Genomic DNA, 25,536 nt, shown 5'->3' on the forward strand with positions numbered 1-25,536 from the left:
TTCGTATCGCAAATACAACTGCAGGAGGTAGCTCGCTGCCGATTTCGAATGCTCAAACTTCCTATCAGTTACCGACCCCGCGGCAGAGACCACGGGGAATTACAAGTTAAAGAAGAGTCCGGCAAGATCGAGTTAATGGTGGGAAACACCTTCTTACTTGTTGACCAAGTCGATTAACCCGACGCTTGCCAGACCCGAAAATACCAACAGGAAGAATCCACTTACTATGTAGGGATCATCGAAAGCACTAATGCCTTCAGGACTTGAAAAGCCCATTCCGAATAAAGAAAAGGAGGTTACCAGGATGATAGATAATATAATTTTTGTCATTGTATGTATTGGTTTAAATTATGACTTAAAAACACAGGTCATGTTTTCAAAGTCGCAAAAAGGTAGGTATTTTTTTTTTAAACTGCCTTGTTCGAAAATGAATTGATCTGCTGTGCGCAGCTTAGGACAATGATCGACCATGGACTCCACAGAACTGCGAGAGGCTCTATTGAACTTTGCTGGCGTAACCGAAGAAGAACCCTTCGGACCAGACGTCATTGTTTATAAAGTTCTCGGTAAGATGTACGCCCTATGTGCCTACGAAAAGCCGCTCACTGTTAACCTCAAATGCGAACCCGACTATGCACTCGAGTTACGCAACCAATTCGAAGCGGTCAATCCAGGTTTTCACATGAATAAAAAACACTGGAACACCGTCACTATAGATGGGAGTATTTCCAATGAAACCGTCATGGAATTGATCCAACATTCATACAAGCAAGTCGTAAAGGGGATGTCCAAAAAATATCAGGCGAAAGTAAAAGAGATGTCCAAGAAAACGGACAAATCCAATCAGAGTTGGCGTGATGAGTTTTTGCGTGATATCTCGGAATAATTCATTGACTATTCGAAGCTGAAAGAATCTCCCTATTCACTCTCCATTTCTATCTAAACTCCGCAAAACATGATCGAAACCCGAAAGACGCAGGACGGTAAGCTTTCAATTATCGCCCGCATCGGCGTTAAGTACATTCCATTTGAATTGAACGACATTGGTCAGGAATGGGTGAGACAACAACCTAACGAAGATGCCATTTCTCCCGTTGACCTGGTTGGCATGGTATTGGGTGGACAAGCACAGGCGGCCAGTACTTCGTCCCATGCACGTTTTCTCAAGCGGATAGATGAAGAAGATCAAATGCCGCTCGATTTGGATTTCACCCAATCATTTCTGAGCTGCGAGAATACCGGTCAGAAAAACAATCTGCTTTTGTGTGTGATAAATCATGGGAAGGAGCTCGACTTGAAACTCCTTTCCGAAACGGCTGCTTCTCTTTTCCCTGTTGAAAAAAGTATACCCATAGAGGAACTTTCACTTCAGCAGTTAAAACAGATCTTAGATGAAGGGAACTTCAGTCAATCCCACCCCACGGTTAAACGACTTAAACACTGGTTCGCCGGAAGAATGGATCTTTGGGGCCTAGCCTATGGTTAAGAAAGCAGGAGCAATTTAACCTGTCATTTCCCTTTCCTACTCCTCTTCCTCAACTATCCAGTCCTCTAACCATTTCTCCAATTCACGGCGGTCTTTTTTGGTTGGGCGACCCGCTCCTCTATCACGTTCGATAATAGACTGGGCCAGAGTACGGTTCTTGAGTTTTTCGTATTCAGATTCTGGAGTTAGATCCGTATAATGTTTGATTGCCAAAGGAGCACCCACTCGCTTGGAAAGCAAAGCGTCTACTTTTAAAGTGCGTTTTAGATGAGGGTATTCGACCGTCACTTCATCTCCAACCCGAACGGGAGATGCCGGCTTAATGACTTGGCTATTTATTCTGACATGGGATGCCTTACACGCCGTCGTTGACTTTGACCGGGTCCTAAACGCACGGATACACCAAAGCCATTTATCAATACGGATGGATTCATGGATAGAAGTGTTAGTCATCACGATTAATACTAAAGAATTAAACTACCGATATCCGGGCTGATTTTATCGATTCCATTCTTTTTAAAAGTCTCTTCCACAAAAGGCTCACCAATCAAACCTTCAAAATCAATCGGAGCGAGTTCGGCAACAGCTTCTGTCACACAACTTCGAATGATTCCTTTATTTATTTTGAGAACAAGATTCCCGCCTGAAATCGGTAAACGAAATTCAAAGGGTGGCGTCCTGGCGATATTCCATTCCCAGCTACTGAATTGCTCTTTCACCGACTCCTGGACGTGTTTCTCAGCTTCATCCGGTATTCCAGAAACCGCAGAACGCCCAAAAGTGCTAAGGAAGAAATCAACCAACTTTGCTTGAAATGCTTCATCCGTATCTGCTCCATCCAAATGTTTCGAAATGGTTGTAACCGGGCTCCGATGAGAGGCTATCCCTCGTCCTTCAACTAATCCAGGAACGGGATCTATTGAAGATTCCAGAGCATCCAAATCGCTGGAGTAAAGTAAGGTTGCATGCTGAAGAAAGCGATGCTGCTTCAACGCCTGAGCTGATCCGGAAATTTTCTGTCCAACCAATTCCAAACCATTTCTACCATCTCGTTCCGCCACCAAACCCAAAGATTTCAGAAATTCAATCACGGGCTCCGTCCAGCGCTCATAAAGATTATCAGCTATACCCATTCTCTTGCCAAAGAACGCCGTGTTGATGTTCCCCAGATCATGATAAACCGTCCCACCTCCACTAATCCGTCGAAGCACCCGTAATGACTCACTTTTACAAAACCCGACATTCACCTCACGGTAGGGGTTCTGATTCTTCCCAATTACCACACAAGGCGCATTCCGATAAACCAGGCACCCTTCCCCCTCATACTTATTGAGAAAAAATGATTCCAATCCCATATTGACCATCGGCTCAGTCACCGAACTAACGAAAACTTCCATTCCTCCCAATTCGAGGCGACCCCCTCTCCAATATCAAGGCCCAATTCTTGGGGTGGCTTCCGACTGTAGGTGGTTTCGCCACTAGGTTTCGCGTTACAACGATCTCGGACCCTACATCTGAATTTTATAACTAAGGTAGGGCTGTTTTGCCAAAACCGCCGATTCCAAAACGGCTAGCTTCTGCTACGCTCATCCGAGCTTCGCCGGACAAGTCGGCGACGAACCCAGAGAAGTTATAAACGAAGCTGGGTTGAAAGGTTGGGAAATTGATAGAATTTTATTCCATAAATCACTCTTCATGGTTGCGATCCCGGCAAAGGGAGATAGCATTTATAGTGGTCTTGAAGAGTGGCCCTTAATTGGGCTGGGAGAGGCTTGAATGATTGCTGATTGGAGAGTCGCAACCAACATATTAAGTCCCCCAGTAATCTTAGGAGAGATTGCTGGGGGCATTTCTTTGCGAAGGTCTTGAACCCGCATAGAAATAACCAGGCTGCATAAAAGATTGAGGAAGAATCTGCTAGAACTTGTATGTGTCGGGACGTCCTCCCTCGGTACCCTGTGGTTGTTGTTCGCTTCGCTGTCGCCGCTTCGCGACTCGGTACTGCCACAGGGTTATAATTGCACTTTTGATCTTCACGAGCTTTGCGAGTACCGAGGATTTATCCGACAGCGAAGCGAACAACAGGCCTGACATCGCCTAGCGGTCCTGGCCGAAGGATAGGACAGGAAGCCTGTTGATACCCCTTGGTCTTGCCACGGGGTAAGGCTTGGTCGATGTCGCCCTGTGGACTTCGGTACTGAGCGTGGCGATTTCATTTTCATCTCCGCGTGACACTATTCTGCGCGAAACGGAGCATGTAAGGATAGAAACATCTAATCGCATCCTTATCATGAAATATCATCCTATAGTTAGAATCTTTGTCGTCATGTTTTTCACCGCCGCTGCGGTCCTAATGGCAACCGGTGAATGGCTGGACCTTTTTCTCTGAAGAAAACCAGTGCCAGGTGGCATTTCTGGCAATCCCAATGGAGAAAACAAAATCTCACTCTCGTTCCCATGTCACGCCGTAACTTTTGTGAAGGCCGGATCGTCCCACGTCCCTCGTCCCACGCCTCTCTCGTCCCTTGCCTCTCGTCCCCTTTGTCACGCCGGATGCCTTGCGGAGGCGGATCGCACCGCCCCAACTTCCCTCTTGATCCCCATCGGTTGCCCCTGTAGCTTGGGCGTGACTCAATCAACAGGCTTTAATCACTCACTTCTCCTGACACTTTCTCCCGCTAAACGCATGAGAATGTAGTCACATTCGTTTTCCAATATTTCCATTCTTCAATAAATGCTCCGCCTCTTCAGCTCCATCCGCAAGACCCTGATCAACGAAGGCAAAACCTCCCGCTATGTGCGGTATGCTGTTGGAGAATTTCTGCTGATCGTAGCGGGGATACTGGTGGCGCTGCAGATCAGCGACTGGCACGAAGCCGGGAAAACATCCGCTAAGGAAATAAAAATCTTAAAGTCTTTAAAGGCGGAGCTGGAAAGTGATCTGATTGCCTTGGACGGCATATCCCTTAGACACGAACGAATCGTGGACTCCGCAAACACCGTCATTCAACATATAGAAGAGGATTCGCCCTACGACGAATCGTTATCCGGACACTTTTTCATATCATCTGGTGGAACTTATCGCATGTATTCCTTCGACTGCCGCCTTGGGGGCAGGGGAGAAATGGGGTCATGGGGCAGGGGAGAAATGGCAGGGGAGAAATGGCAGGGGTATGACCCCCATCTCCCACACAAAGAAGGCCAAAGAAAAAGATACTTGCAGGCCATGGAATCAGGCCGAAAGCCGTCAAGTAGTTCGCCAATATTGTGAGATAACCAAAAATCATTGCTGTGTTTTGACCTTTGGTCTTCTTCGCCTTATTAAGTAAGAAGCTTGTAACAGGATATAGATGAAGAGTCCCGTATATCCCATTTGATATTCGCCAGATCACAACTTCATTGTCCGTGAAATCAATCAACAGGATCGGAACAAAACAACCCAACAAGACCACCAAGGTCGGCGCAACCATGGAGAGGATGCGAAGATACTCACTCTCGCCCAACTTCAACGACGATCGTTCTCCGAATACCAAGACGATGCCGGTAAATCCAACTAAAGTAATAGCGACTTGAGCGATGGTATGAAGTGTCCCGATCTGTTCCAAGGTTTCCATTCAATATTAGAGTTCTTCGTGTCCTTCGTGGTTAACAATCAATCCTCCAACAAGGCATCAAACCGCGGATTCTCACGCCATGTCTCGCCATCTTGTCTCGCCGAAACTTACCTGAAGGCGGGTTAGAGGAGCCATTATCTGGACTGGGTGGAGTATCTTGATCCATGGGGTGAATGAGAAGATGGGTGAAGCCCATTTATTTACATGCAATAAGCTGCTGGGACTCAAGACTGGATTATTGGGAGCTGGGTGATTGCGGAAGTCCTTTTATCCGAAAAAATCTGACCGCTTTGATTAATACCAATACCAACGGCGGTCTAGACAGTCGATCCACACCCCCATCGCTCAATGTGGATAACAATAACCGTACATAAAAAAGCCCCCACTTTTTGGTAGAGACCCCGTTGATTATTAATGGTACGGGTGGCAGGAATCGAACCTGCGACCTACGGTTTAGAAAACCGCAGCTCTATCCTCTGAGCTACACCCGCATAATAGAAATCAGGGGAAAATAGAAAGTCGCATCGGTAGGTCAACTTAGTATTTGAGCAACTGTTTTGAAAACCGCAGTGAGGACTGTCGGCTAAAGCCTCGAATCTATCCTCTGAGCTACACCCGCATCATAAAAGGATGGAAATGTAGGATTGGACCAAGAGGCGTCAATGTTTGATTGAGCAACTGTTTTGAAAACCGAAATGATACATGCAACCTATAGGCCCGCTACTTTCCTCTTAGGTGGGCCTGCATTAACAAGGCCGAGAGGAACAGAATAGAACAGAATAGGGTCGATGTTCAGAACAGAATAGGGTCGATGTTCATATTTCATATTTACTAGGGATTAACCGGTTGACTCCGATGAATCCACCGCCCCCGGGATAGACTTTGGCATTAACCTGTTAACGCGCTCCAGCGCGTTTCAGTCGGCCCGATGAGCCTCTACCAGCAAAAATCTGTCATCCAACAGCTGATGTTCTCGAGCACATGCCTGAAAGCTGCGTCCACTCTTGGCTTCGGTCTATTGACCAACATCAAAAAAGCCCGAAAACAAAGGAGAATTCGCGGTGCCCCAGGCATTATCATAAAAATAGGCTTCCCGTTTTACTTTTGGAATAAGCTGTAACCTTGACGATGGCAGTAAATTGTGCGGATATGATCCCTGCAGGCCTTGCTTGCACAAAGCGAGCATATCAGTTCCAATAACCCGTTGGTTTCTAATGAGTAGAAGAAAGATTACCCCTATTTATCTCAAACGATTATGGATCGTTGGTTTCCTGCTGCTCTCAGCAAGCTGCTTATTCGGGACTCCTGCGGAAGATTCTTTCACGGAGGAGCAACGCGCTTACTGGGTTTTCCAACCCATCTCACAACCGAAGGTTCCGACGGTGCGGGCCAAGGATTGGATCAGAAATCCTATCGATGCTTTCATTTTGCAAGGCATCGAAAGTCGCAAACTGACTCCGGCAAATGAGGCTGATCGACGCACCTTAATCCGCCGAGCCAGCCTGGACTTATTGGGGTTGCCTCCGACGCCTGAAGCAGTCGACGCCTTTATCAATGACCCGGCACCCAATGCGTATGAAAAGCTAATCGACCAGCTTCTTGAATCACCACGCTATGGAGAACGTTATGCCCGCCATTGGCTGGACCTCGTCCGCTATGCGGACACGGACGGATTCAAAGCGGATGTTCTTCGACCCAATGCCTGGCGCTACCGGGATTATGTGATTGAATCGCTAAACAGCGACAAGTCCTATGCGCAATTTGTGCAGGAGCAGATCGCCGGCGACGAACTTTATCCGAACAATGACGAGGCCAAAAAAGCCACCGGATATTTACGCCTCTGGCCGTATGAGGATAATCAACCGGACATGACCCGTCATTGGGAAGCCACACTGGATGACATCGCCGATGTTTCCGGAGATGTGTTTCTTGGGATGAGCATGAAGTGTGCGCGTTGTCACGACCACAAGTTTGATGCGATTACCCAAAAAGATTACTTTCGATTTCGATCATTCTTTTCCGCAATTTCACCATGGGAGGACATTCACCTCGGTGGCGAGGATGCGGATAAAAGGTACCGTACGGAATTAGCAACGTGGGAAAGTATGACCCTGGGTATACGCACCGAAATGGAGGCTCTAAAAGTTGGACCCTTGGAAAAGGAGAAGGCTTTAGCCAGAGCAAAACTTCCAACATATATGAAGGAAATTTTGGATAAGCCTGAACGCACGCCCTACGAGGAGCAACTCACTCGTTTTGCCTATAAATTAATCGACTCTCGATCGGAAATCAGATTCCAGGCGGAATTAGACAAAGAAGAGAAGGTGCGTTGGGCAGCATTGGAAAAAGAACTTCGGGCGTTCGACGCTTACAAACCTCAACGTGAACAAGTTGCCGCGGTCAAGGATATCGGAGCAACAGCCCCCAAGTCCTACCTCGAAGGCAAAAACGGACGTGAACTTATTGAGCCCGGATACCTCTCCATTTTGGATCCGCAAGACGCCACCATCGTCTCATTGAATAACGTCTCTGAAACAACCGGGCAACGTGCGACCCTCGCGCTCTGGCTGACAGATGAAGAAAATCCATTGAGCGTGCGAGTCATGGTAAACCGTTTGTGGCAGTGGCATTTCGGAACCGGAATCGTACCTTCGAGTAATGACTTCGGTGTTCTCGGCGGGGAACCCTCCCACCCCGAGTTACTGGACTGGTTGTCACGAAAGTTCGTTGAAGAGGGATGGAGCCTAAAATCCATGCACCGTTTGATGATGACTTCTGCAACCTATCGACAAAGCTCGACTCCCAGAGATGCCGATATCGCAGAGAAGGCGGATGCAGACAATCGCTACTTGTCCTGGATGCCGGTTCGGCGCATGGATGCGGAACAATTGCGCGACGCTCTCCTTTCGGTCAGTGGTGAGATCGATACCACCATGGGCGGCCCCGCTGTAGAAGAAGAGAATTCTCCGCGCCGATCCATTTATGTGATCAATAAGCGCAACAAAGAAATGACGATGATGAACTCATTCGATACTCCCGACCTTCACAACAGCTGTTCACTTCGTGACGTCACTACAACTCCGATACAAGCTCTGGCATTGTTAAACGGCGATTGGACCCTATCACGGGCCAAACAATTTGCAGACCAGGTTTTAAGTAAACAAGGAGCCAGCACTGAAGACCGGATTACCACGGCTTACCTTACGGCCTTAGGCCGTGGTCCGACCGAAGAGGACATCATCGATGCACGTAACTTTCTTGAATCAGTAGAACCCAAAGGTGATGCGTACAGGACAGCCTGGGCAGACTTCTGTCATGTATTGATGAACACCAACGAATTTGTTTACAGCAATTAAAGAAATCCCATGGGCAACAGTCAAAACACCTTTATAAAATCGATGGCGCATATGGAATATTCTTTTTCGCGCAGGGACTTTCTCATGCGCGCCGGAGGTGGAGCAGCCAGTGTTGCCCTCGCCGGCATGCTCGGATTCGAAACCCTAAGTGCAGCGGCAAAAAATCCACTGGCGCCAAAGGCCGGACAGCATAAAGCAACGGCGAAACGCGTCATATTTCTGTTTATGGAAGGCGGACCGAGTCATATCGATATGTTCGATCCTAAGCCCCTTTTAAATAAACTTCATGGGACCACACTGCCGAAGAGTTTCAAGGAACCGGTCACCGCCATGGGAGAACAAGGATCACCACTGATGGGATCCCCCAGAACCTGGAAACAATATGGCGAGAGTGGACTTTCCGTTTCCGACTGGTGCCCAAACATTGCCAAGCATGCGGATGAATTGGCAGTGATTCGTTCTTGTCAGGCCGATGGCTTAAATCACGTGGGCTCTGTTTGCCAAATGAACACAGGATCCGTGGTGGGTGGCCGTCCCTCACTCGGTGCCTGGGCCATTTACGGTCTTGGTTCACTAAACAAAAACCTACCCTCCTTCGTCGTCTTAACGGACGGAAAGAAACTACCGCTCGGTGGCGTTCGTAACTGGGGCACCGGATTCATGCCGGCAACCTATCAAGGTACTTTATTTCAACAGGGTACGGTACCAATTCCCAATCTGGATCCACCGAAAGGAGTATCGGATACGCGTCAGAAGTTGAAACTGGATCTGCTCTCCAACCTGAATCGAAGGCATGCACAACAAAACGCATTTGATGACGAGCTCGAAGCTAGAATTGAATCTTATGAAATGGCTTACCGTATGCAGGCAGATGCTCCTGAAGCGGTTGATCTTTCACAAGAAAGCGAGGCTACCAAATCGATGTATGGTTTGGACCGAGAAGTTACAGAACCCTTCGGAAAACAATGCTTGCAAGCACGACGCCTGGTTGAAAGAGGTGTGCGCTTTGTCCAGGTCTATAGCGGATCGGGCAGCGGCTGGGACACGCATGCAAATCACGAAGAACGTGGCCAGAGACTCTGTGAGTCCATGGACCAGCCGGTGGCCGCATTATTGACGGATTTAAAAAGGCGTGGACTGCTCGAAGATACGTTAGTCGTTTGGGGTGGAGAATTTGGAAGAACCCCGATGAGTGAAAAAGGAAATGGTCGGGATCACAATCCATTTGGCTTCACCATGTGGATGGCAGGGGGTGGAATAAAAGGAGGCCAGGTCATCGGCTCGACCGACGAACTGGGTCTGTGGGCCGTTTCTGAAAAAATACATGTGCATGATCTGCACGCGTCCATCTTGCATGCCTTGGGTTTGGATCATATGAACCTCGAGTTCAAAAAAGGCGGGCGTCTCGAAAGACCCACTATCAACGTCGGCCACGTAGTGGAAAAGCTATTTGTTTAGTTCGATAGCTCGGGTTTGTTTTCAGGCACCCGCTAGGCTCCGAGCGATTCGTTAAATTCTCTGAAAAACATAATTAGAATAATGCCGCTTCCCAGAAAACTGCCGAAAGCGAGTTGGATAGCCTGGGATACATTGAGCACAATACTTAAATAAACTACCAAGCTGGCCAGGATCAGGGAAATACCGAAGCTCATACTGGCTGATAAACTAATGATGCTCTTGGATACTTCCCGAAGATGGTGCACTTCCTTGAAATAGTATTTTGCGAAAACTATAAACAGTATCAGGGCGATGAATCCTCCGTCATCCATCGGAGGATGAGTAAGTAGCGCGTCGTAGAGGCCGTGAGCGATTATTGCGACTCCGAAAATAAACAGAAAGTCGTTGTAGCTATACCCCCGGGTTTTCCACATCCGGCAAAAAAACAATCCACTCATTCCGGTAAGAGAAATATGGAAAAAATTGGCTGTTAAAAAACGACCCGCGACGCCGGTTCCCATTGAACTGATCAGGTAGTTAAAATTTTCTACGTAGGCGAAGCCCAACCCGACAAAACTGGCAACGAGTAGAAACTCGAGTTCGTTCCGTCGCCTGATCAGGATAGGCGTCAGGGGAATAAACAAAAGCAGTTTGCAAACTTCCTCCCGCAATCCCACCGTAGCAATAAAGTAGACGATACTGTGGAAAAGATCTTCGCCTTCCGATATCGGGAGATACAGATCCTCCAATACGATCCAGAACCGGCCAGGCGTTATGCTTAACATTCCCAAAAGCAAACCCAGGAAACAAAGAACAGGTGTCCATTTGTCGAAACGACTTGCCTGACCAAGCTGCAATAAAAGCGTGCCCCAAACAAGCATGGCAATGGTAGCCAAAATAAAGCTGCCCGGCTCAAGCCCGACTAATTGACCAATCATAATCCACTTTACAGTCGATAGCCAATCGCGGTTATGAGTTGCCAACTCCCTTCGTATCCAGGGATCGAATGCATCCTCATAATCCGGATTATTCGCCAGTTCTTCCAAGGCATTAAAGTCTTTGCGATAGTGACGATTGATTACAGCTTGTTTTCTTGCCCATAAGGCTTCGGAAAACTCTCCCTCCTTCAGCAAAAATGGATACGCGTTGTCGTATAACTCTTTGTTACTTTCCAAAAGCGCAAGTACTTGATTGGCGTAACGTGGAGTAGGATTCGTTTCCCCGAGTTCTTTTAGTTGCGCGGCGGCATCGGGCTCTTCGCCCAGCGCATCGACAAATAAAAACACTAAACTAAAATCGACCGCTGAAAGGTACTTCCGAAATAAAATTTCAAACCGGGCATGACCATCACCTAGAATCCAATAACTTAAAAAAGGAATCTCTGTCAGTAATTCTTCGGTTTCAATTTCCCCGGATTTCAATGAATCCTCTACCAGCAAAAAAACCACTTCTGTCAATTCACTCTGAAGGTCACCGGCTTGTGAAAACTCTGAAAGATTTGCAGAAAAATACGTTTCAACCCGCGATTGAAGCGAAAGCTCACTCTTGAAATCAAAACGACTGAGTACGAACCCTGTTACGATTCCCAAAAGAACCGTCCCGATACAAAGCTTCCAGAGAAAAGAACGGCTATGAGATTTTTCAAAAACCTGAGACTTGAGATGCGTCATTCAAAAAGAGGCTTTTTCAAAAGCCTGGGAAGGTCAAGAAAGCTGATAAACCTAACCCTATGAGGGTCATCTACCGTTCATAGTTTCTAAAGACCGCTCAACTATGTAGCGCGCAACACTGGATTCACTCACCATATTTTCCCACCAGGCAATGGTCTCGTTCTGGCGCTGCAATAGCAAATCTTCGTCCGAAAGAACTCCTTTTATAGTGGACAAAACATTTTTCCAGGAATCAAAAAACACAAAAGGTGCCGTCTTGTAGAAATAGTGATCAGGCAAGCTCTCAGAAAAGATGACACACCCTGCTCTGGCAGCTTCTATGTGTCGAAAGGATTCCAATGCACGCCCCCTGGGACAAAGGGCTATCTTGGAATTCATCAACAATTCATTAAAACTCCGCGGATCAAGAACCCCTTCATAAAAATTATCCGCATGAAAATGAATAAATGAATTCGACAACCTTCGGATTTTTTTCCGTCTAAGGATTTTCAAATAAAGCCGGGATATAACTCGATCCAAACGAGGGTTGATACTTGGTAAATATTGAAGCGAGGTAAGCGAACGATAAAGCTCATGCCTATGCGGCTCAATTCTACCCGAAAAAAACACGTCATTTCCCCGTTGGTTAACCGGTAATTTTGAGGAGTTCATTGAATCTCCTGAATACCCGGCTGGCAGTGGGAAAAGAGGAACACTCTCTGGGCTATCGGGGATAAAGTTTTTGAAAACCGCATCAAAATCCTTGGTCAAATAAGTAGGAACCGAACCCGTTTCATCCGAGATAAGAATCAGGATGCGACGCCGTTCCTTATTTTGAATAAAAATCGGTTCTGGTACAAGATCCAATGGATTATAGTAATGCACATAAATATCTATCTCATCACTAAAGTTGATCGATGCCCGAACGTTACCAACTACTTCTCGAATATACTGTTGGTCGAAAAGTTTCTCGAATCTGGAAATTACATTACAGTAATAAAAAGAGCTTCCGTTCGAAGTTTTATAAACTTTCGCCGAATCCGTTTCTTGATATTTTACTTCTAATCTATTTTCCGATAAATCCATAGAATTAACACAGGATATTTTATTTCTAGTTCACGAACAGCAAGAGTTTTTCCAATGACAGATTGAAGCTCGTATTGGAGTTACTTAGGAGACCTCCTAGAAAATATGCAGAATAGTCGACCTTCGGTCCTGATTTTAAAACATTTCATTATTTTTTAAAGAATCGAAAGGGCGGTCAATTTCGTCGTATGGCAACTACAGGCACCTTCAATCCCCAAATTTTCAGTAGTATACAAGATCGTCTTAAACGATTTTTACTTTATTAAAAGGGTCAATTAATTTTCCTTGGATCACTCACATTGACTTTCTTCCTGAACTCTCAAGAATATAACACCGCTTAATAAGCGTTTGCGGCGGCGACCCGGAAAATCCAAAATGAATCGAAAAGAATTTCTAAAACTATCTTCCAGCATCATCGGAGGCCTCGCAATTCCCGGCGTATTCGAGGACTCTATTTACGCGGCAGTACCCGGTGAACTATATAGCGCTCGGCTTGATAAATCGTACCTGATAAAATGTATTACTGGATAGCCAAAGGACATCTATTCAAAGTACTCTACAGTTACCACCGTCTCGTCCGACGAATCCATGACCTCGAGAAAGTAAAACTTTGCAGTAGAATACTCCTTGAACGTTACCTGAATCCTTCAGTGCAAGGCGGGTGAATGCACCACATATTATGAAACCCATATTATTACTTAAACTTGAAGGCCTGGCTATTTTCCTGACTTCAGTCACTGCATACCAAACATTAGAATTCAACTGGTGGTTATTCCTTTCATTATTTCTCATTCCCGACCTGTTCATGCTCGGCTATATCATTAATAAGGAAATAGGAGCGATACTGTACAACGTCGCTCATACCTATGTGCTTCCACTTATTCTTGCGGCCGTATCCCTGGGATATTCGCGGCTTACTTTAATGGCAATTTCACTTATTTGGATCGCGCACATTGGATTCGATCGCCTTCTCGGTTACGGATTAAAATATAGTACAGGATTCAAGGATACCCACCTCGGCATTCTTAATTCTGGTGATAAAATCCTCACCAAGCATTCGTTGTAGTTTCTGAAAAACTTCTTACAGGCATTCAAGCGACACATGGAATACCTGGTGCTGAGTTCCGCCGCTACTGCCACCTTCTGAAACACCTCCACCCGGCAGATAAATAAGTCCATCAATAAACGCCGCACCGGTTACCCCATGGACCGGGATTGGAAATGGCTCCAACTGAGTCCAGCTGTCGGTTTTCGGATTATAAACTTCCACCTCCTCAAAGACGCCATGGGTGGCGGAGTCGTCACCCTCTCCGCCAAAAACGTAGAAGCAACCGTTAGCAGTTATTCCATTACATCCACTGCGAATGGTCGGCATCGGGGCTTTGACGCTCCATTCGTTGGATTCAGGATCGTATGCATAAACAGTGTTAACAAAAGGACCAACGCCATTTGCAGTTACCTGGCCACCTATTAGATAAATCTTACCTGCAACACTCGCCGCCATTGTATGGTTGAGCGCTTGCGGCAGCGAAGTTCCATAACTCCAAACGTCTGTTTCCGGATCATAAATCTGGACAGTGGCGACGCTGATCCTCGACGAAGGATATCCGCCCAGCACATATATTTTCCCATTCAGTTCAGCAACCGACATCTCCGAATTGGCATCCAATAATTCTGCCCGTGTACTCCAGGTGCTAACGACTCTAAAAAACTGACTGTCCAACTGTTCCTCACGAACCAACCTCAAAGGACTGGGAGTGTTCAGCATCGTTTCCCATTCTGCCAGGTCAGTGGACGTTTGCAGTTCTCCTCCATCATTCCACCCCAACAGAATATCGCCAGCCTCTCGTTCAATAACCAGATCGACCTGGGAAATCAAAGCGGCCGGCAGTATCAATCCGACAACAAGAGCACCCGGTACCTACCCATCATTCGCTGGTTGCCTTTGGTCGGACTCATGCTTGGCAGCTTGTTCCTTCGAAGAGAACTTCCACCCTGGGTTTTTATGTGGTGTATCGCGTTCGCCTTGTTCTTCGGATTCAAATGGGCGGTTTTTATGGAGTGGGTCACTAGGAGAAAAAAGATCCGGTCCTACGATGCTTTTCGATTTTTTCTTCTTTGGCCGGGCATGGATATTGGTGAATTTCTCGGAGCCAAAGGAAAGGCTGTGCGAGCGACATTATTCGAATGGTTGGTGGCCATCCTTAAAACCGTTCTTGGAGCGTTGCTGGTTTGGGGTCTCACACCGCAAATTGAAGATCCCTTTTCCCGCGCATGGTCCGGTATGGTGGGATTGATCCTTATGCTTCATTTCGGTAGCTTTCAATTGCTTTCCATTGTGTGGCGCATTTTCGATGTGAAAGCGGAACCCATCATGAAATCACCGTTACTCAGTCGTACGTTAAGTGAATTCTGGAGTGTACGTTGGAACCGGGCATTCAACAATTTGGCAAACGCGTATTTCTTTAAACCCATCTATCGAAAGATGGGGCTTCCTTGCGCCGTTGTATTCACGTTTCTGATGTCCGGTCTCATTCATGACCTGGTGATCTCAATTCCCGCAGGAGGTGGCTATGGGCTTCCTACTTTGTATTTTGCCTTCCAAGGCCTCGGTATTATAGCAGAGAGAAGCAAACCAGGAAAACAGCTAGGTATCTCTGACGGCGTGGGCGGAATCATCTTTACCTGGCTAATCCTTGTTGCGCCTGTGTTCCTACTATTTCACACTAGCTTTTTATACGAAGTCATGAATCCATTTTTAGACTTCTTACTACTATGAACGCAGAACTTCTTATACGACTCGCTGGTTGCGCGACCCTCTGCATATTGTTGGCTGCTAGCCTAATGCCCGGAGTTATCGATCTGAAAAACAAAGTCAGACTCATGCCTGATTTCCACCAAAAGCTGTTCTGGGTCTATATGAGCTATACTGCCTTTTCAATATTTAGTATAGGTCTGATCAGCATCATCTTTGCGGCTGAATTGGCTCAAGGAACTGTTCTAGCAAAAGTCCTCCTCACCTACTTTGCTTTATTTTGGGGTGCTCGCCTGATCATTCAATACGGATTCTTTGACATGAGTGAATTCCAAAAAGAATGGTGGCACAAATCCGGTTACCACCTACTCACTGTTGTATTCTTCTCCGTAACCGCAACCTATGCCTGGGCGGCCCTAACTGTCTAAATAAATCTTCATCTTCCTCCTTCTCATCCTCTTCGTCTTTTTTCTGCCAACACTTGGGGAAGCATGGCGTCTTTCCATTTTCTAATTTCATCCTCCTCCCTTCAACAACTCATCCATCCTCGTAAATGTAACCTCCGAAAAGCCCATCGCTCGTTTGAGCTGATAATCCCGCTCAACCACATTGCTTATCTTACGACAGCGGCGGTAGTCTTTCCAGGAAAGCACACCGTTCATCCAGGGTCCGGATCCCATGATCGGAACAGGATAATCACTGCCATGAATCAGCCTGGGCATCGCTTCTTTTGTAATGATCTTCGGTAGTGTTCGTGCCCGATTCAAGCTACACAATGCCGAGTTATCGCCATAGCAATGTGGGAATTCTTTAAAGAGCTTAAGAAGTGTATCCGTATAATCGGCATCAAAGATTCCTGATCGGCCAGCAGAGTGAGCCGCAATCACTGCAACCCCGCATTCAAGCGGCGATCGCAAAAGCAAAGGATCTGCGAACTCCGGACGCATTACAGGTAACGTTTTCTCACCTCCCGTATGGGACAATAGAATCATTTCATTCTTTTCCATACATTCCCAGAACGGGATGTAGCGGGCTTCGGTATAATCAATATTCAGGCAATTCGGCAGCAGCTTCAAAACCCGGGCTCCCTGGTCGATACAACGCTGCAACTCTTCCATCGCGTCCTGGCGTCCGGGATGAATCGACACAGCCGGGATAAAAATGTCCGGGTGTTTTTCAATGACATCAAACAGGTACTCATTAGGCACATAAAATCCGGCCTTTTCCGGGAGAGCATTACCCATATCATCGTAGGGAATGTCTTGGGCCAAAAGCACTACAGCATCCAAAGACGACGTTCGTACAAGACTAGCCAAGGTCTCAACGTACACGTCATCCAATCCACCTTTAAGGTATTTGAAATCGATCCCAAGTCCCCGCAACATCAGGCGTGCCTGTAATCGATGATAAAGCGTGTCCAAACGAAACCAGCAACCACTCGCAGAGGAGCCGTCTCCGACAAGGTGCACATGACAATCAATCTTTCGCATAAAAAATAATTCCCACTGTAAACGTACGCTCATCTTCAGAAATTTTGCGAGCCCAATACCCTTTTCCAAATCCCTTCTCCCAACCTCCCCACAATACCGGGCAACGCGCGATGGAAATCCAACTACCATCCCCAACGTCCAACAAAACGAAACCGACCTTTCATAAAGTGCCTATAAGAATTAAAAGGACATAGGGCACCAAGTTCCTTTAGTTATCAAAGGCCAGTCTCTCAGTTTCCAAGTATTCAAGTCTCTCCATTCCTCAATCTCCCCTCACCTTACCACCTTCACTCTATAAAATCCCAGCTCACTGTCCATTCGTTCGAGATCTGAATCGATCCAGCTAGTATACCCTTCCAGTCCATTAAGATCACTTCCAATTGACTCCCAGGATTCTACTTCGAGTGATTGAGAATATTCGATTTGGTAACTTACGCCGGGAATACTTTGCCAGATCAATTCCCGGCTCGAAGGATTCTGTTGGACTAAATGGGTTCGCAGATATTCCGAATTCAGTTTCGGATCAGTTCGAGCGATATATTCATCCAGATCAGTGGCTCCATCGCCGTCGTTATTTCTGGTGGCATTCACCATTTCGATAGTCCCAAAGTTGAGAAACTCCCAGTGGTCGGGAAGCTCATCGTTGTCGGAGTCGAGTACCACGTCATTGAGCAAGGCAACATCCTCTGAAGTTAGCACGTTGTTATAAATCTGAATCTCATCGATGGTTACAGGACCAAACCATTCGCCCTGATCCTGTTGTTCTTCACTACTGAAAATAACCAGGGGACTGTGGGAACTATTGATCAATCCATCGGGCACAAAGCTGGTCCAGTTCGAATTCAAGATTTCCTCATTGTTTACCCAAGCTCGAATCACCTGATTTGGACGGTCGATTACCATAACTAAGTGATACCAGGTTTCTGCCTTGATGGGAGCGTTTGATTCTCTATCAAATTTTTCTGTGTTCTGCCAAAGGTCACGTTGCAGATTTCCCGCAAAGCGAAAACCACCAGTCGCGGTGTGTCCGATAAACCATCCACCGCGCGGATTGTCGAAGCGACTTTTAATCACGGTTCCACCCTTACAGATCAATATCCCTTCTTCTGTCGGTGCCTGTCTATATTTAACCCAGAGCGAAACGCTCAAACTTCCATCCATAGGATCACCCACACCTTCAAAGTCGGCACTCGCTGCTACTCCATCCTCAACCGTTCTTTCCAACGCAGAATCGAGCTGACCTGATTCTGAATGGCAGAAACACAATCCGTCTGTCAGTAATCCATGAGCTCTATACGGCCCAGAGTCCCTGGCAATAGAACCACTCGTTTCATCAAATCGAATACGGGTCGCCAGACCATTATTCCGCACAAATATTTTTGCGTAACCATGCCGATTGGTCAGTCCATCCGAATCCGATACCTGGTAAGTAAACTCATCCATACCGAGGAATCCTGGGAGTGGCGTATAACGAACCTTGCCACCTTCCACGACTTCAACGCGTCCTCCACGTGAGGTGACCGAATCTACTTGCTCCAGAAAAATGTCGTCTCCGTTACCGTCGTAATCATTCTCCAATAAATCAATTTCCAGGGGTTGATCCATCTGGGTGTTGCCACCGTCTTCCATGGCGAAAGGAGGAAGAGCTGTACCATAAACAACAGCGGGTGCCGCAGCTTCCAGCGCGACATGACTGTGATCTATCATTCGCTCCACTGTACCGGTTCCCAAACAAGAACCAGCGCTTTGCATGATGTCGTCCCACGAGGACTGATGACCGGCACCCATCTGAATGCGACGCATGATGTGTCTCGGAACAATAAATCCCCTGGAGGTCGGAGAGATTCGATCCACCTTCAAGGGAACAACTACATTGCCCGTCCCCGGATTCGAGGTACCCTCCGGACCCGTCACCGTAACCGATTGAGTGGTCAGTCGAATATTAATATTTCGACCATCGCTGAGATTGGCATTGAGTAATCCTCCCAATTCAATGTTGGCATTCACTCGCATATCCGGATCGTCCTCGACAAATCCGCGATAGGTCCGAACCTCGGGCGCCGCCACATCCTTATAACCGTTTACGGCATCCCAGGTTTTAACCTGATAGTGGTTGGCCGTCCTCACCGAGCGCTTCGTAAGCACCAACACCTCAGCCTTGAAATCTCCATCAATATCCCCCCACACTCAGCTGATCCGGCAAAACAGCAAATACTTCCCCCACAACCGTCAGACAAAAAAGCATCGTTGAAAAAATAGTTCGTGTAGTCATCGAGACATCAAAGTTAAGGGCCGGAAAGAATCCTGATCCGTTCTTCCAAAGTCCAGTTTATTACCTCAACGGTGCCATGACGTAGCTGAAAGCGAAGAATGCTGAGAAATTCTAGGATCAGACTAATTGGCTATCACCAAAGCTCAGAGACACGAAGTTTGTTCATTATAAATGTTTCAACGATGAGTACTCTGTGCGGTCCTGTATTCTTGTACCATCCCAATCCTAATCCGATTCCAAGTCACCCAATCCCTCAATCGCACACTCAAACAGTCTCCCCTACCCCAGAACCATAATCTTAATCCTAACCTTAATCCTAATTCCAGTAACTCTATCTCCGAGCCACCCTTTCGACTCGGCTCACTTCTTCGGCCATTCCTTTAACTCTATCCCTTCCCAGGTGGGTGTGCCTGGTATCGGCGGCAGTTCCCGAATAGTGATATCTTTAAACTGCACCACAAACTTTCCACCCTTGTGAGCTTGCACCCCGATTAGACCGTCGAGGGGAATAGTCGGATCCTCCTCTGTGTAGTCGACCGCGGCCACACCATTTATCCAGCTGCGGATGTGCGGACCTTCGGCCAAGATGCGGTAATTGTTCCAGCCATCCCAATCATGGACCACTTCTTTCAAGGCCGCTTCGTCCACGGGATTGGCGATCACTTCGCGGCGACGTGATTCGTCGTAGATTTTTCCCCACCAGCCAATGCCAGCATCCACCTGGTAACCGATCATCTCGTGATGATTCGGCAGTCGCTGACTGCGAATCTGGATTCCCGAGTTTTTAAATCCCGCGCCCTCGCCGGAGACGATGCGTATATTCAGCATGAGTTCAAAATTCTGATAGGACTGTGGAAGCGTGATGAAGGTGTTGAGCGGTACATTTTCATCCAGAGAGCCGCCCTCAATCATGCCCTCATTTACCCGCCACCATTGTTCCTCTCCCGGCTGAATATTCCAACCCTCCAGCGATGTCCCGTCAAAAAGCATGATCACCTGGTCGTCAGACGAGGATTCCGGCGAGCAACCCAAATTAGAGATGATAAGACATCCGGTTAAAAAGACCGGCAGGACAAATGCGAGCAACTTCTTCATTCCAGCATGTTGTAAAAAGGTACAACTACTGTCGAGACTCCCTTTTCCCCATCTCGCAGTCCTCCAATCTCAAGCCAATGATGAATCTTAAAACCGCTGTTGAATAATGATAAGGGCATTGATGGATATTGAGAGAGCAATTTTCGCGATAACTCATTTTCACCCAATAGGTGAAGGGAATCTTTTGCTAAATTTCAGAGCTGTATTTTTAGGCGAAAAGATGACAATTCTCCAAGGTCATCTTTTGAATTGTCCTATTTCAGTAGAAGCCAGGCTGCCGCCAGCACCGTCACGGGCGTCCAGGACTCTGTTTTTTCAAGTGCCCTTGAAAGTGATCGTTGAGGTAGCAATTCGTTGATCGGTGCAAGGTCCAGGAGATCGGTCAAGGCCTGGTGTATAACTTCTTTATTCTGATTCTCCAAGGCTTGGATGATAAATTCACGCTCCTGTTTCCACTTTTTGGAAAAGGTTTCGATGTAGTCATGAAGGCATTTATGGGCAGAAGTTCTACTATCGGAAATTAGTATCCAGCGATCGGAAATTCCCATCATTCGCGATAGAATACTCAGGAGCTCATAGCGTTCCTCCCGCTCACGGAGTTTGATGATACTTAGAAATGCCGTTTCCGTGGAAGCGGTGTTTTCAATTTGCAGGAGAGCCCAACTGCATGCCGATATTATGTGCGGGTACATGGTTTCATTCTCCAACGTATCCAACAGGGGCTGAATGGCTTTTGGATTTTTCAGTTTACCAAGTGCTCTGGCTGCCATGCCTCTGACACGAGGTGGACTGTTGGGCTCCAAACGCTCAATGAGCAGGTCCACGGCGCATTGATACTTTAATTCGCCCAGTCCCCATGCCGCATGGTTCCAAAGTCCCCGCCACTCGGGATCTTTCAAAAGCTTCAAAAGTTCCTCCCCGGCAAAGTCTGAACCGGTATAAGCAAGACTGCGGATTGTTTCGACTTTCACTTCATACGATGGGTCTTTTAACAATACTCCTAGCATGGAAAGATTTAAAGGGTTGTTGGTCTCGCCTAATGATCGAGCAAATTGGATTCGCTGTGATTCGTTCTCATCGTATATCCGCCTGCCACCCAGCATACTTCGAAACGGATTGTAGCGAAACACGGCGAAGAAATCAGAAACTCCAATCCAGGGCTTCAGATTTGGCAGCTTCAATACGGCCGGAATGGATAGCAGCATCAGGAGTGGAACCAGTCCTCCACGGAACGCTTTGAACCAGTCAAATGTGAACCCGGTGTGGTAAGTGGCATCCAGAGATTGGGGAATGACTATCTTTTGTAGAAGAACCCCAATAACCAGCATGATCGCCGCCTGGAAAAGGAGTTGAATCAGTGCGAAGAGATTGAGTGCTGCCAGGCTGTTTTTGGCATTTACATGGTAGTGGTTAACCGCGGTGGTGGCGATTCCCAATCCTGCAAGAAGAACGCCATTGCCAAACCCGTAGAGCATCAGGGCGATGATCCCGGGCAGGTATTCCTGAAACATATCCGCTGAAGATTGAAGGTCGTAAGGAAAAACAGGAATAATCCAGATTAGAAGGGACATACCTAAGGTAAGCCAAAGTAACCCTGCCAACATGGGACGAAAGCCCAGACTGTCGGAGATCTTCCCCCACAACAGAAGCGACAACACTTGCCCCAGGGTTGCGCAGAATATCTGTGCACCCATCAGGTTGGCCGGCACATGCAAAGCCTCGCGAAAATAAACAATGGCGATCGGAAGTTCCGCCAGGGAGACCGTCAAGGTAACCAAGAGGGGAATCCGGAAAAGGGGTGAGGTTTTGAATAATTTCCATAACCCTTTCATCGAGTGATCACCAGCCTCGTAACCATCTTCTCCCCGCTTGGGAGGTTCCGGAATACGTCTTGACCAGAAAATGGAATTGAGGGAACCGAGTATGCACACTGCCAGGATAATCTTGTATTGGGTCGCCTCCATCTTTTGCCCGATCAGCAGGGCAACTCCCGCGCTGAGGGAGAGGTTAACCATGGTAAAGCTTGCCCGCATCCGGGCGAAAAACGTACCACGATCATCATCCGTAGTAATGTGCTGCATGAGGGGACCCCAAACAGTGCTCAGCCCAAGTTCCCTGAATAAAACGAAAATCAATATCAAACCTGCCAGAAGTGGAAAACTGAGTAGGTCGGCCGGTATGAGAAGCAATGAAATGATGATCAATATCTGACCAACCCGTGCGATTTGAAGGCTGACCGTTAACCCGATTCGTTCGATCCAGGGGATCATCGGCAGGCGAAATATGCTGGCAAATGGAGCCAGACTGAAAATCAGCGCTATTTGCTGGGGGGAAAATCCAAGTACGTCATTGGCATACAGAATCATGTACTGCCCCGACACCACCATGGTAATCATGATGGCAAACAGTTGTGACAACAAGGCTGCGTTTTGCGCGCGCTTCCGTTGGGGTTCAGTTAATGGCCGATACTCAGACAAAAGTAAATAAGGAGATTAACCGTGCAATATAGAAGATCCTATCGGCGAAAGTATACCCTTTTGTTAATCGATTGAACAATTCTTCACTTCTGCTCCTTCTCACGATTCCGATGCGAACGAATCCAGGATTATCGAGTTGCTCGCTCCTAACTGGGGGCAACAGGGTCAAAGAGCGGTTTGATAGAGGCGTCCAGAGAAAGACTTTATCGCGTCCTGATAATGCTGGTACGGTTTACCAAAGGCATCCATCAAGCCACCGTGTTGCTTGTACTGTTTTCCAGGCATGGTCTTCCAGGTGTCGACCCAGCCACACACTGTCCAGCCAACAAAATCCTCTCGAGCAAACGCGTTGCTGGCAAAAAGAATAGTCTCGTCAGCTCGATGTACCTGGTCCATGCTGTGTGGTCCATGGGGATTCGGCATATTTTCGTGCGGGGTGTTGAATCCTCCATCTCCATTGAAGAGGGGCTTCCCGGAAGCTTCGCTCAATCGAATCAAAAGATTACGCTGTTCCTGCCACCGTCCGTACTGCTGGTAAAAGACAAGGTCCGTGTATTTTGATGTAATGTGGGCGACCGTTTCGGCCGCGTCCGTATTCGCGTTGAGCTTGTCGCCCAGGATCAAATGGTTGGGGTCGTGCCGCTTTATTGCGGTGGTCATAACTGAGTAGTAGCGATCGACCACTTCTTCCAGAAAAGCATTGTTGTCCTCCAGCTCTTTCCCATTGCGGGTATCAAAATCAGGCCGCCAGTTAGTTGTATTCTCCAGGTCCTGCCACTTGGCAAATTTCGTAGTGTAGGTTTTGTTGAATGCTCCGATATTTTCTTGGTACCGCTGGCGCATGGAAACCACATAGGCTTGTTTGCCTGGAGCTTTGGGTGGCAGGTTCCGCAAGACCCGCGGCCAGGTGGGAAGTCCTTCGCGCTTGGAACCATAAACGTGACTTGGGCGTGGCGCCGCGTCGAGCTCAGTCAAAATGGGACAGTCGGTCATTGCATAGCCAAGCAGAAAAGGATCGTTCTTGAGGGGAGTCGCTTCCTTTTTGGCCAGGGTGTCGCAATGCTTCTCGAAGTCGGGCGAAAACACATCCAGAAAGTCCTTTTCAGTGGGCACTTTATAATGGTGCGTATCAACGAATGGGAGACCCTTGATCCAGGGGACGCGCAATTCGGGATGCAACCAATCCCAGCTGTTGTGAATTCCGAGAGTGTTAAAACCGAAATCATTCAGATTGCTTTTAACGAATGTCCGTAGCCCTGCCCGGAATGCCTCATCGCCATAGTTTGAAGCTCCGAACTGTTTGAGCCAGTGATCGGCATTGTAGGCCTGGTTTATCCAGCCAGAATGAACGTGATTCATTCCCAGTGAAAGAAACGCGTTTCCTTCGGGAGTGACCAGCCACCAGCGTTTTGCTTTTTCCAGTCGAAAGAAACCCGTAGCCTTAAAGCGCAACGAAGTTGTACCGCCGTAGAGATCGAGCCCATCAGACGTGGTTGAATCTCCAGAGGCCGCAAGGAGAGCCAGCTGAAGGAGGTCGCTACCCAGGAGGGTGCCACCTGCGTAGCTTGCATGTTTTAAAAATAGTCTTCGGTTCATCCTGTTGAATTTATGAGTCTCCGGCTCGACCGAGGCCGAACTGATCTCCTACTTTTATGGGTTTGCCGTTCTTGAAATGAATTTCGACGACTTTCTCGTTCATGACCAGCCGTCCGAATTCGTCCTCCAGGCCGCCGATAATCTCTCGCGTGGCCACATCGATAATATCGCCCGTGGATGCCCAGGCGTGCTTGCCGTCGAGACGAAACGTGACCCAGCCCGGTTCGTCCCGAAGAAAGACGTTTGTTACCTGCCTGGGTGGCAAGACAGTGGCGTCGAAAATGTGGAGCCTTCTATTGAAGCCATCGCACACCCAGATTTCGCTTTCATCAGGGGTCATGCCAATACCATGACTTGGACAGCCGTGCCGTTTTACAGGACCGACCTTGAAATCCTGGACTTCCACGCGGTGCAACATCTCTCCCGTCCTCAAGTTGCCCACCTCAAAGCCAAGCAATTCATTGACGTTCACAAAGGCCAGGGTCTGGGAGCGATTTATGGTGAAGGGACGAATCGGTTTGGTGAAGGGACCAATCTCCTTGGAGACGGTGTGGGTCGCCGTATCGGCAACACGGAGCAAATGTGAGTGCAGCCCTGCCATATAAGCCTCTTTCCCATCCAATCCATAAATTGTGTTGTGAGCACCCGATTGGAAATCGAGGCGTTTGATAATGTCACCATGTTCGGCATCAATGACGTGCCAGTGGTTTTTTTCCAGCGATGGCAGATAGATCGTTTTCCCGTCTGGAGAGATGGCCATACGGTCGCAGCCACCGTCATAGGTTTTTTCCCAAAGCAGAGTCTCGGTCACCAGATCCAGACACATCATCGTGCGAAGCGTGGTCATATAAATTCTCCCGGTTTCAGCACTGGCGCAAACTCCCTTAATATTTATGGGACGGCCTTTTTCATCGAGACCTCCAATGGGAATGCGTTTCACGAATCGATAGTCGTCATCGATATCGAAGACAAGCAACCCGTGTCCGCCGTATTCCATATAGTTCCGCAAGCCGGGACAAGCCGCATAGAGGAGCCGGTCGACATCCGATGAAGCAGAAGCGAAGAGCGACCCGCTGAGTAGAAGGACAAGAATCACAAGCGATACGCGTCGTCTGAAAAAAAGTGGGCCGCTTTCTAGTGGCGTGAAGTGCCGAGAAGTAAAACTGATTAACGATGGCATAAGCATGGTGGGTAAGAAGCTAATCCGACCATGGTTACAGCCA

At 47.6% G+C, this 25,536-nt stretch carries 22 protein-coding genes and 1 tRNA gene; 10 read left to right on the forward strand and 13 right to left on the reverse strand.

All coding sequences use genetic code 11. The features are described from left to right. Positions 1–153 precede the first annotated feature (153 nt). Positions 154–330 carry a hypothetical protein gene (locus O3C43_12680; protein MDA1067349.1) on the reverse strand — a complete coding sequence of 59 codons (177 nt, stop codon included), beginning with the start codon at positions 328–330 and terminating at the stop codon, positions 154–156. Between the two features lie 139 nt (positions 331–469). Here O3C43_12680 and O3C43_12685 point away from each other — a divergent pair, with 139 nt between their 5' ends. Together O3C43_12685 and O3C43_12690 are read left to right on the forward strand one after the other, a co-directional pair. Further along, complete coding sequence (locus O3C43_12685; protein MDA1067350.1) at positions 470–886, forward strand: MmcQ/YjbR family DNA-binding protein; 417 nt, start codon at positions 470–472, stop codon at positions 884–886. Between the two features lie 69 nt (positions 887–955). Then, positions 956–1,486: a hypothetical protein gene (locus O3C43_12690; GenBank protein MDA1067351.1), complete on the forward strand. Its 531-nt coding sequence runs from the start codon at positions 956–958 to the stop codon at positions 1,484–1,486. A gap of 36 nt (positions 1,487–1,522) precedes the next feature. Here O3C43_12690 and O3C43_12695 read toward each other — a convergent pair whose 3' ends face one another. Together O3C43_12695 and O3C43_12700 are read right to left on the reverse strand one after the other, a co-directional pair. After that, positions 1,523–1,939 carry a S4 domain-containing protein gene (locus tag O3C43_12695; protein MDA1067352.1) on the reverse strand — a complete coding sequence of 139 codons (417 nt, stop codon included), beginning with the start codon at positions 1,937–1,939 and terminating at the stop codon, positions 1,523–1,525. Positions 1,940–1,950: 11 nt separating this feature from the next. After that, complete coding sequence (locus O3C43_12700; GenBank protein ID MDA1067353.1) at positions 1,951–2,883, reverse strand: lipoate--protein ligase; 933 nt, start codon at positions 2,881–2,883, stop codon at positions 1,951–1,953. A 1,337-nt stretch (positions 2,884–4,220) separates the two neighbouring features. On the opposite strand from O3C43_12700, the gene O3C43_12705 reads away from it, so the two are divergent. Together O3C43_12705 and O3C43_12710 are read left to right on the forward strand one after the other, a co-directional pair. Next, positions 4,221–4,757: a DUF6090 family protein gene (locus tag O3C43_12705; protein MDA1067354.1), complete on the forward strand. Its 537-nt coding sequence runs from the start codon at positions 4,221–4,223 to the stop codon at positions 4,755–4,757. A 134-nt stretch (positions 4,758–4,891) separates the two neighbouring features. Beyond that, the gene (locus tag O3C43_12710; protein ID MDA1067355.1) at positions 4,892–5,059 is read left to right on the forward strand and encodes a hypothetical protein; all 168 of its coding nucleotides are present in this window, start codon (positions 4,892–4,894) and stop codon (positions 5,057–5,059) included. Positions 5,060–5,515: 456 nt separating this feature from the next. Here O3C43_12710 and O3C43_12715 read toward each other — a convergent pair. Next, positions 5,516–5,591: transfer RNA gene (locus O3C43_12715), tRNA-Arg, on the reverse strand. A gap of 723 nt (positions 5,592–6,314) precedes the next feature. Here O3C43_12715 and O3C43_12720 point away from each other — a divergent pair. Next, entirely contained in the window at positions 6,315–8,456 is a 2,142-nt protein-coding gene (locus O3C43_12720; protein ID MDA1067356.1) for a DUF1549 and DUF1553 domain-containing protein, read from the forward strand. Between the two features lie 9 nt (positions 8,457–8,465). Further along, complete coding sequence (locus O3C43_12725; GenBank protein ID MDA1067357.1) at positions 8,466–9,914, forward strand: DUF1501 domain-containing protein; 1,449 nt, start codon at positions 8,466–8,468, stop codon at positions 9,912–9,914. A gap of 32 nt (positions 9,915–9,946) precedes the next feature. Here O3C43_12725 and O3C43_12730 read toward each other — a convergent pair whose 3' ends face one another. Together O3C43_12730 and O3C43_12735 are read right to left on the reverse strand one after the other, a co-directional pair. Continuing rightward, positions 9,947–11,563 (reverse strand): PrsW family glutamic-type intramembrane protease, encoded by a 1,617-nt coding sequence (locus O3C43_12730; GenBank protein ID MDA1067358.1) that lies wholly within the window; start codon positions 11,561–11,563, stop codon positions 9,947–9,949. 66 nt (positions 11,564–11,629) lie between these two features. Beyond that, positions 11,630–12,628, reverse strand: a complete 999-nt coding sequence (locus O3C43_12735; GenBank protein ID MDA1067359.1) for a hypothetical protein — start codon at positions 12,626–12,628, stop codon at positions 11,630–11,632. A gap of 375 nt (positions 12,629–13,003) precedes the next feature. Here O3C43_12735 and O3C43_12740 point away from each other — a divergent pair, with 375 nt between their 5' ends. Continuing rightward, positions 13,004–13,159: a hypothetical protein gene (locus tag O3C43_12740; protein ID MDA1067360.1), complete on the forward strand. Its 156-nt coding sequence runs from the start codon at positions 13,004–13,006 to the stop codon at positions 13,157–13,159. A 148-nt stretch (positions 13,160–13,307) separates the two neighbouring features. Further along, positions 13,308–13,694 carry a DUF4260 domain-containing protein gene (locus O3C43_12745; protein MDA1067361.1) on the forward strand — a complete coding sequence of 129 codons (387 nt, stop codon included), beginning with the start codon at positions 13,308–13,310 and terminating at the stop codon, positions 13,692–13,694. 15 nt (positions 13,695–13,709) lie between these two features. Here O3C43_12745 and O3C43_12750 read toward each other — a convergent pair whose 3' ends face one another. Then, positions 13,710–14,525 (reverse strand): hypothetical protein, encoded by an 816-nt coding sequence (locus O3C43_12750; protein MDA1067362.1) that lies wholly within the window; start codon positions 14,523–14,525, stop codon positions 13,710–13,712. Positions 14,526–14,567: 42 nt separating this feature from the next. Between O3C43_12750 and O3C43_12755 the strand changes: the two genes are divergently transcribed. Together O3C43_12755 and O3C43_12760 are read left to right on the forward strand one after the other, a co-directional pair. Continuing rightward, on the forward strand, positions 14,568–15,407 hold the full coding sequence (locus O3C43_12755; GenBank protein MDA1067363.1) for an MBOAT family protein: 840 nt from the start codon (positions 14,568–14,570) through the stop codon (positions 15,405–15,407). After that, a complete protein-coding gene (locus tag O3C43_12760) occupies positions 15,404–15,811 on the forward strand; it encodes a hypothetical protein (protein MDA1067364.1) in 408 nt (135 codons plus the stop codon). Before O3C43_12755 ends, O3C43_12760 begins: the two co-directional genes overlap by 4 nt. Before the next feature lie 87 nt (positions 15,812–15,898). Here O3C43_12760 and O3C43_12765 read toward each other — a convergent pair whose 3' ends face one another. The 6 genes from O3C43_12765 to O3C43_12790 form a co-directional block, all read right to left on the reverse strand. After that, on the reverse strand, positions 15,899–16,906 hold the full coding sequence (locus O3C43_12765) for an amidohydrolase family protein (GenBank protein MDA1067365.1): 1,008 nt from the start codon (positions 16,904–16,906) through the stop codon (positions 15,899–15,901). 240 nt (positions 16,907–17,146) lie between these two features. Beyond that, on the reverse strand, positions 17,147–19,060 hold the full coding sequence (locus O3C43_12770; GenBank protein ID MDA1067366.1) for an Ig-like domain-containing protein: 1,914 nt from the start codon (positions 19,058–19,060) through the stop codon (positions 17,147–17,149). 445 nt (positions 19,061–19,505) lie between these two features. After that, a complete protein-coding gene (locus O3C43_12775) occupies positions 19,506–20,240 on the reverse strand; it encodes a DUF1080 domain-containing protein (GenBank protein ID MDA1067367.1) in 735 nt (244 codons plus the stop codon). Positions 20,241–20,494: 254 nt separating this feature from the next. Further along, positions 20,495–22,717: an MFS transporter gene (locus O3C43_12780; GenBank protein ID MDA1067368.1), complete on the reverse strand. Its 2,223-nt coding sequence runs from the start codon at positions 22,715–22,717 to the stop codon at positions 20,495–20,497. A gap of 165 nt (positions 22,718–22,882) precedes the next feature. Beyond that, positions 22,883–24,313 (reverse strand): hypothetical protein, encoded by a 1,431-nt coding sequence (locus O3C43_12785; protein MDA1067369.1) that lies wholly within the window; start codon positions 24,311–24,313, stop codon positions 22,883–22,885. 10 nt (positions 24,314–24,323) lie between these two features. Beyond that, a complete protein-coding gene (locus tag O3C43_12790) occupies positions 24,324–25,493 on the reverse strand; it encodes a hypothetical protein (protein ID MDA1067370.1) in 1,170 nt (389 codons plus the stop codon). Positions 25,494–25,536: the final 43 nt, after the last annotated feature.

The organism is Verrucomicrobiota bacterium (assembly GCA_027622555.1).
Taxonomy (GTDB): Bacteria; Verrucomicrobiota; Verrucomicrobiia; order Opitutales; family UBA2995; genus UBA2995.

Coding starts and splice junctions, on each gene's coding strand:
- O3C43_12680 (MDA1067349.1), bottom strand. CDS start 330: ATGACAAAAATTATATTATCTATCATCCTGGTAACCTCCTTTTCTTTA.
- O3C43_12685 (MDA1067350.1), top strand. CDS start 470: ATGGACTCCACAGAACTGCGAGAGGCTCTATTGAACTTTGCTGGCGTA.
- O3C43_12690 (MDA1067351.1), top strand. CDS start 956: ATGATCGAAACCCGAAAGACGCAGGACGGTAAGCTTTCAATTATCGCC.
- O3C43_12695 (MDA1067352.1), bottom strand. CDS start 1,939: ATGACTAACACTTCTATCCATGAATCCATCCGTATTGATAAATGGCTT.
- O3C43_12700 (MDA1067353.1), bottom strand. CDS start 2,883: ATGGAAGTTTTCGTTAGTTCGGTGACTGAGCCGATGGTCAATATGGGA.
- O3C43_12705 (MDA1067354.1), top strand. CDS start 4,221: ATGCTCCGCCTCTTCAGCTCCATCCGCAAGACCCTGATCAACGAAGGC.
- O3C43_12720 (MDA1067356.1), top strand. CDS start 6,315: ATGAGTAGAAGAAAGATTACCCCTATTTATCTCAAACGATTATGGATC.
- O3C43_12725 (MDA1067357.1), top strand. CDS start 8,466: ATGGGCAACAGTCAAAACACCTTTATAAAATCGATGGCGCATATGGAA.
- O3C43_12730 (MDA1067358.1), bottom strand. CDS start 11,563: ATGACGCATCTCAAGTCTCAGGTTTTTGAAAAATCTCATAGCCGTTCT.
- O3C43_12735 (MDA1067359.1), bottom strand. CDS start 12,628: ATGGATTTATCGGAAAATAGATTAGAAGTAAAATATCAAGAAACGGAT.
- O3C43_12740 (MDA1067360.1), top strand. CDS start 13,004: ATGAATCGAAAAGAATTTCTAAAACTATCTTCCAGCATCATCGGAGGC.
- O3C43_12745 (MDA1067361.1), top strand. CDS start 13,308: ATGAAACCCATATTATTACTTAAACTTGAAGGCCTGGCTATTTTCCTG.
- O3C43_12760 (MDA1067364.1), top strand. CDS start 15,404: ATGAACGCAGAACTTCTTATACGACTCGCTGGTTGCGCGACCCTCTGC.
- O3C43_12765 (MDA1067365.1), bottom strand. CDS start 16,906: ATGAGCGTACGTTTACAGTGGGAATTATTTTTTATGCGAAAGATTGAT.
- O3C43_12775 (MDA1067367.1), bottom strand. CDS start 20,240: ATGAAGAAGTTGCTCGCATTTGTCCTGCCGGTCTTTTTAACCGGATGT.
- O3C43_12785 (MDA1067369.1), bottom strand. CDS start 24,313: ATGAACCGAAGACTATTTTTAAAACATGCAAGCTACGCAGGTGGCACC.
- O3C43_12790 (MDA1067370.1), bottom strand. CDS start 25,493: ATGCCATCGTTAATCAGTTTTACTTCTCGGCACTTCACGCCACTAGAA.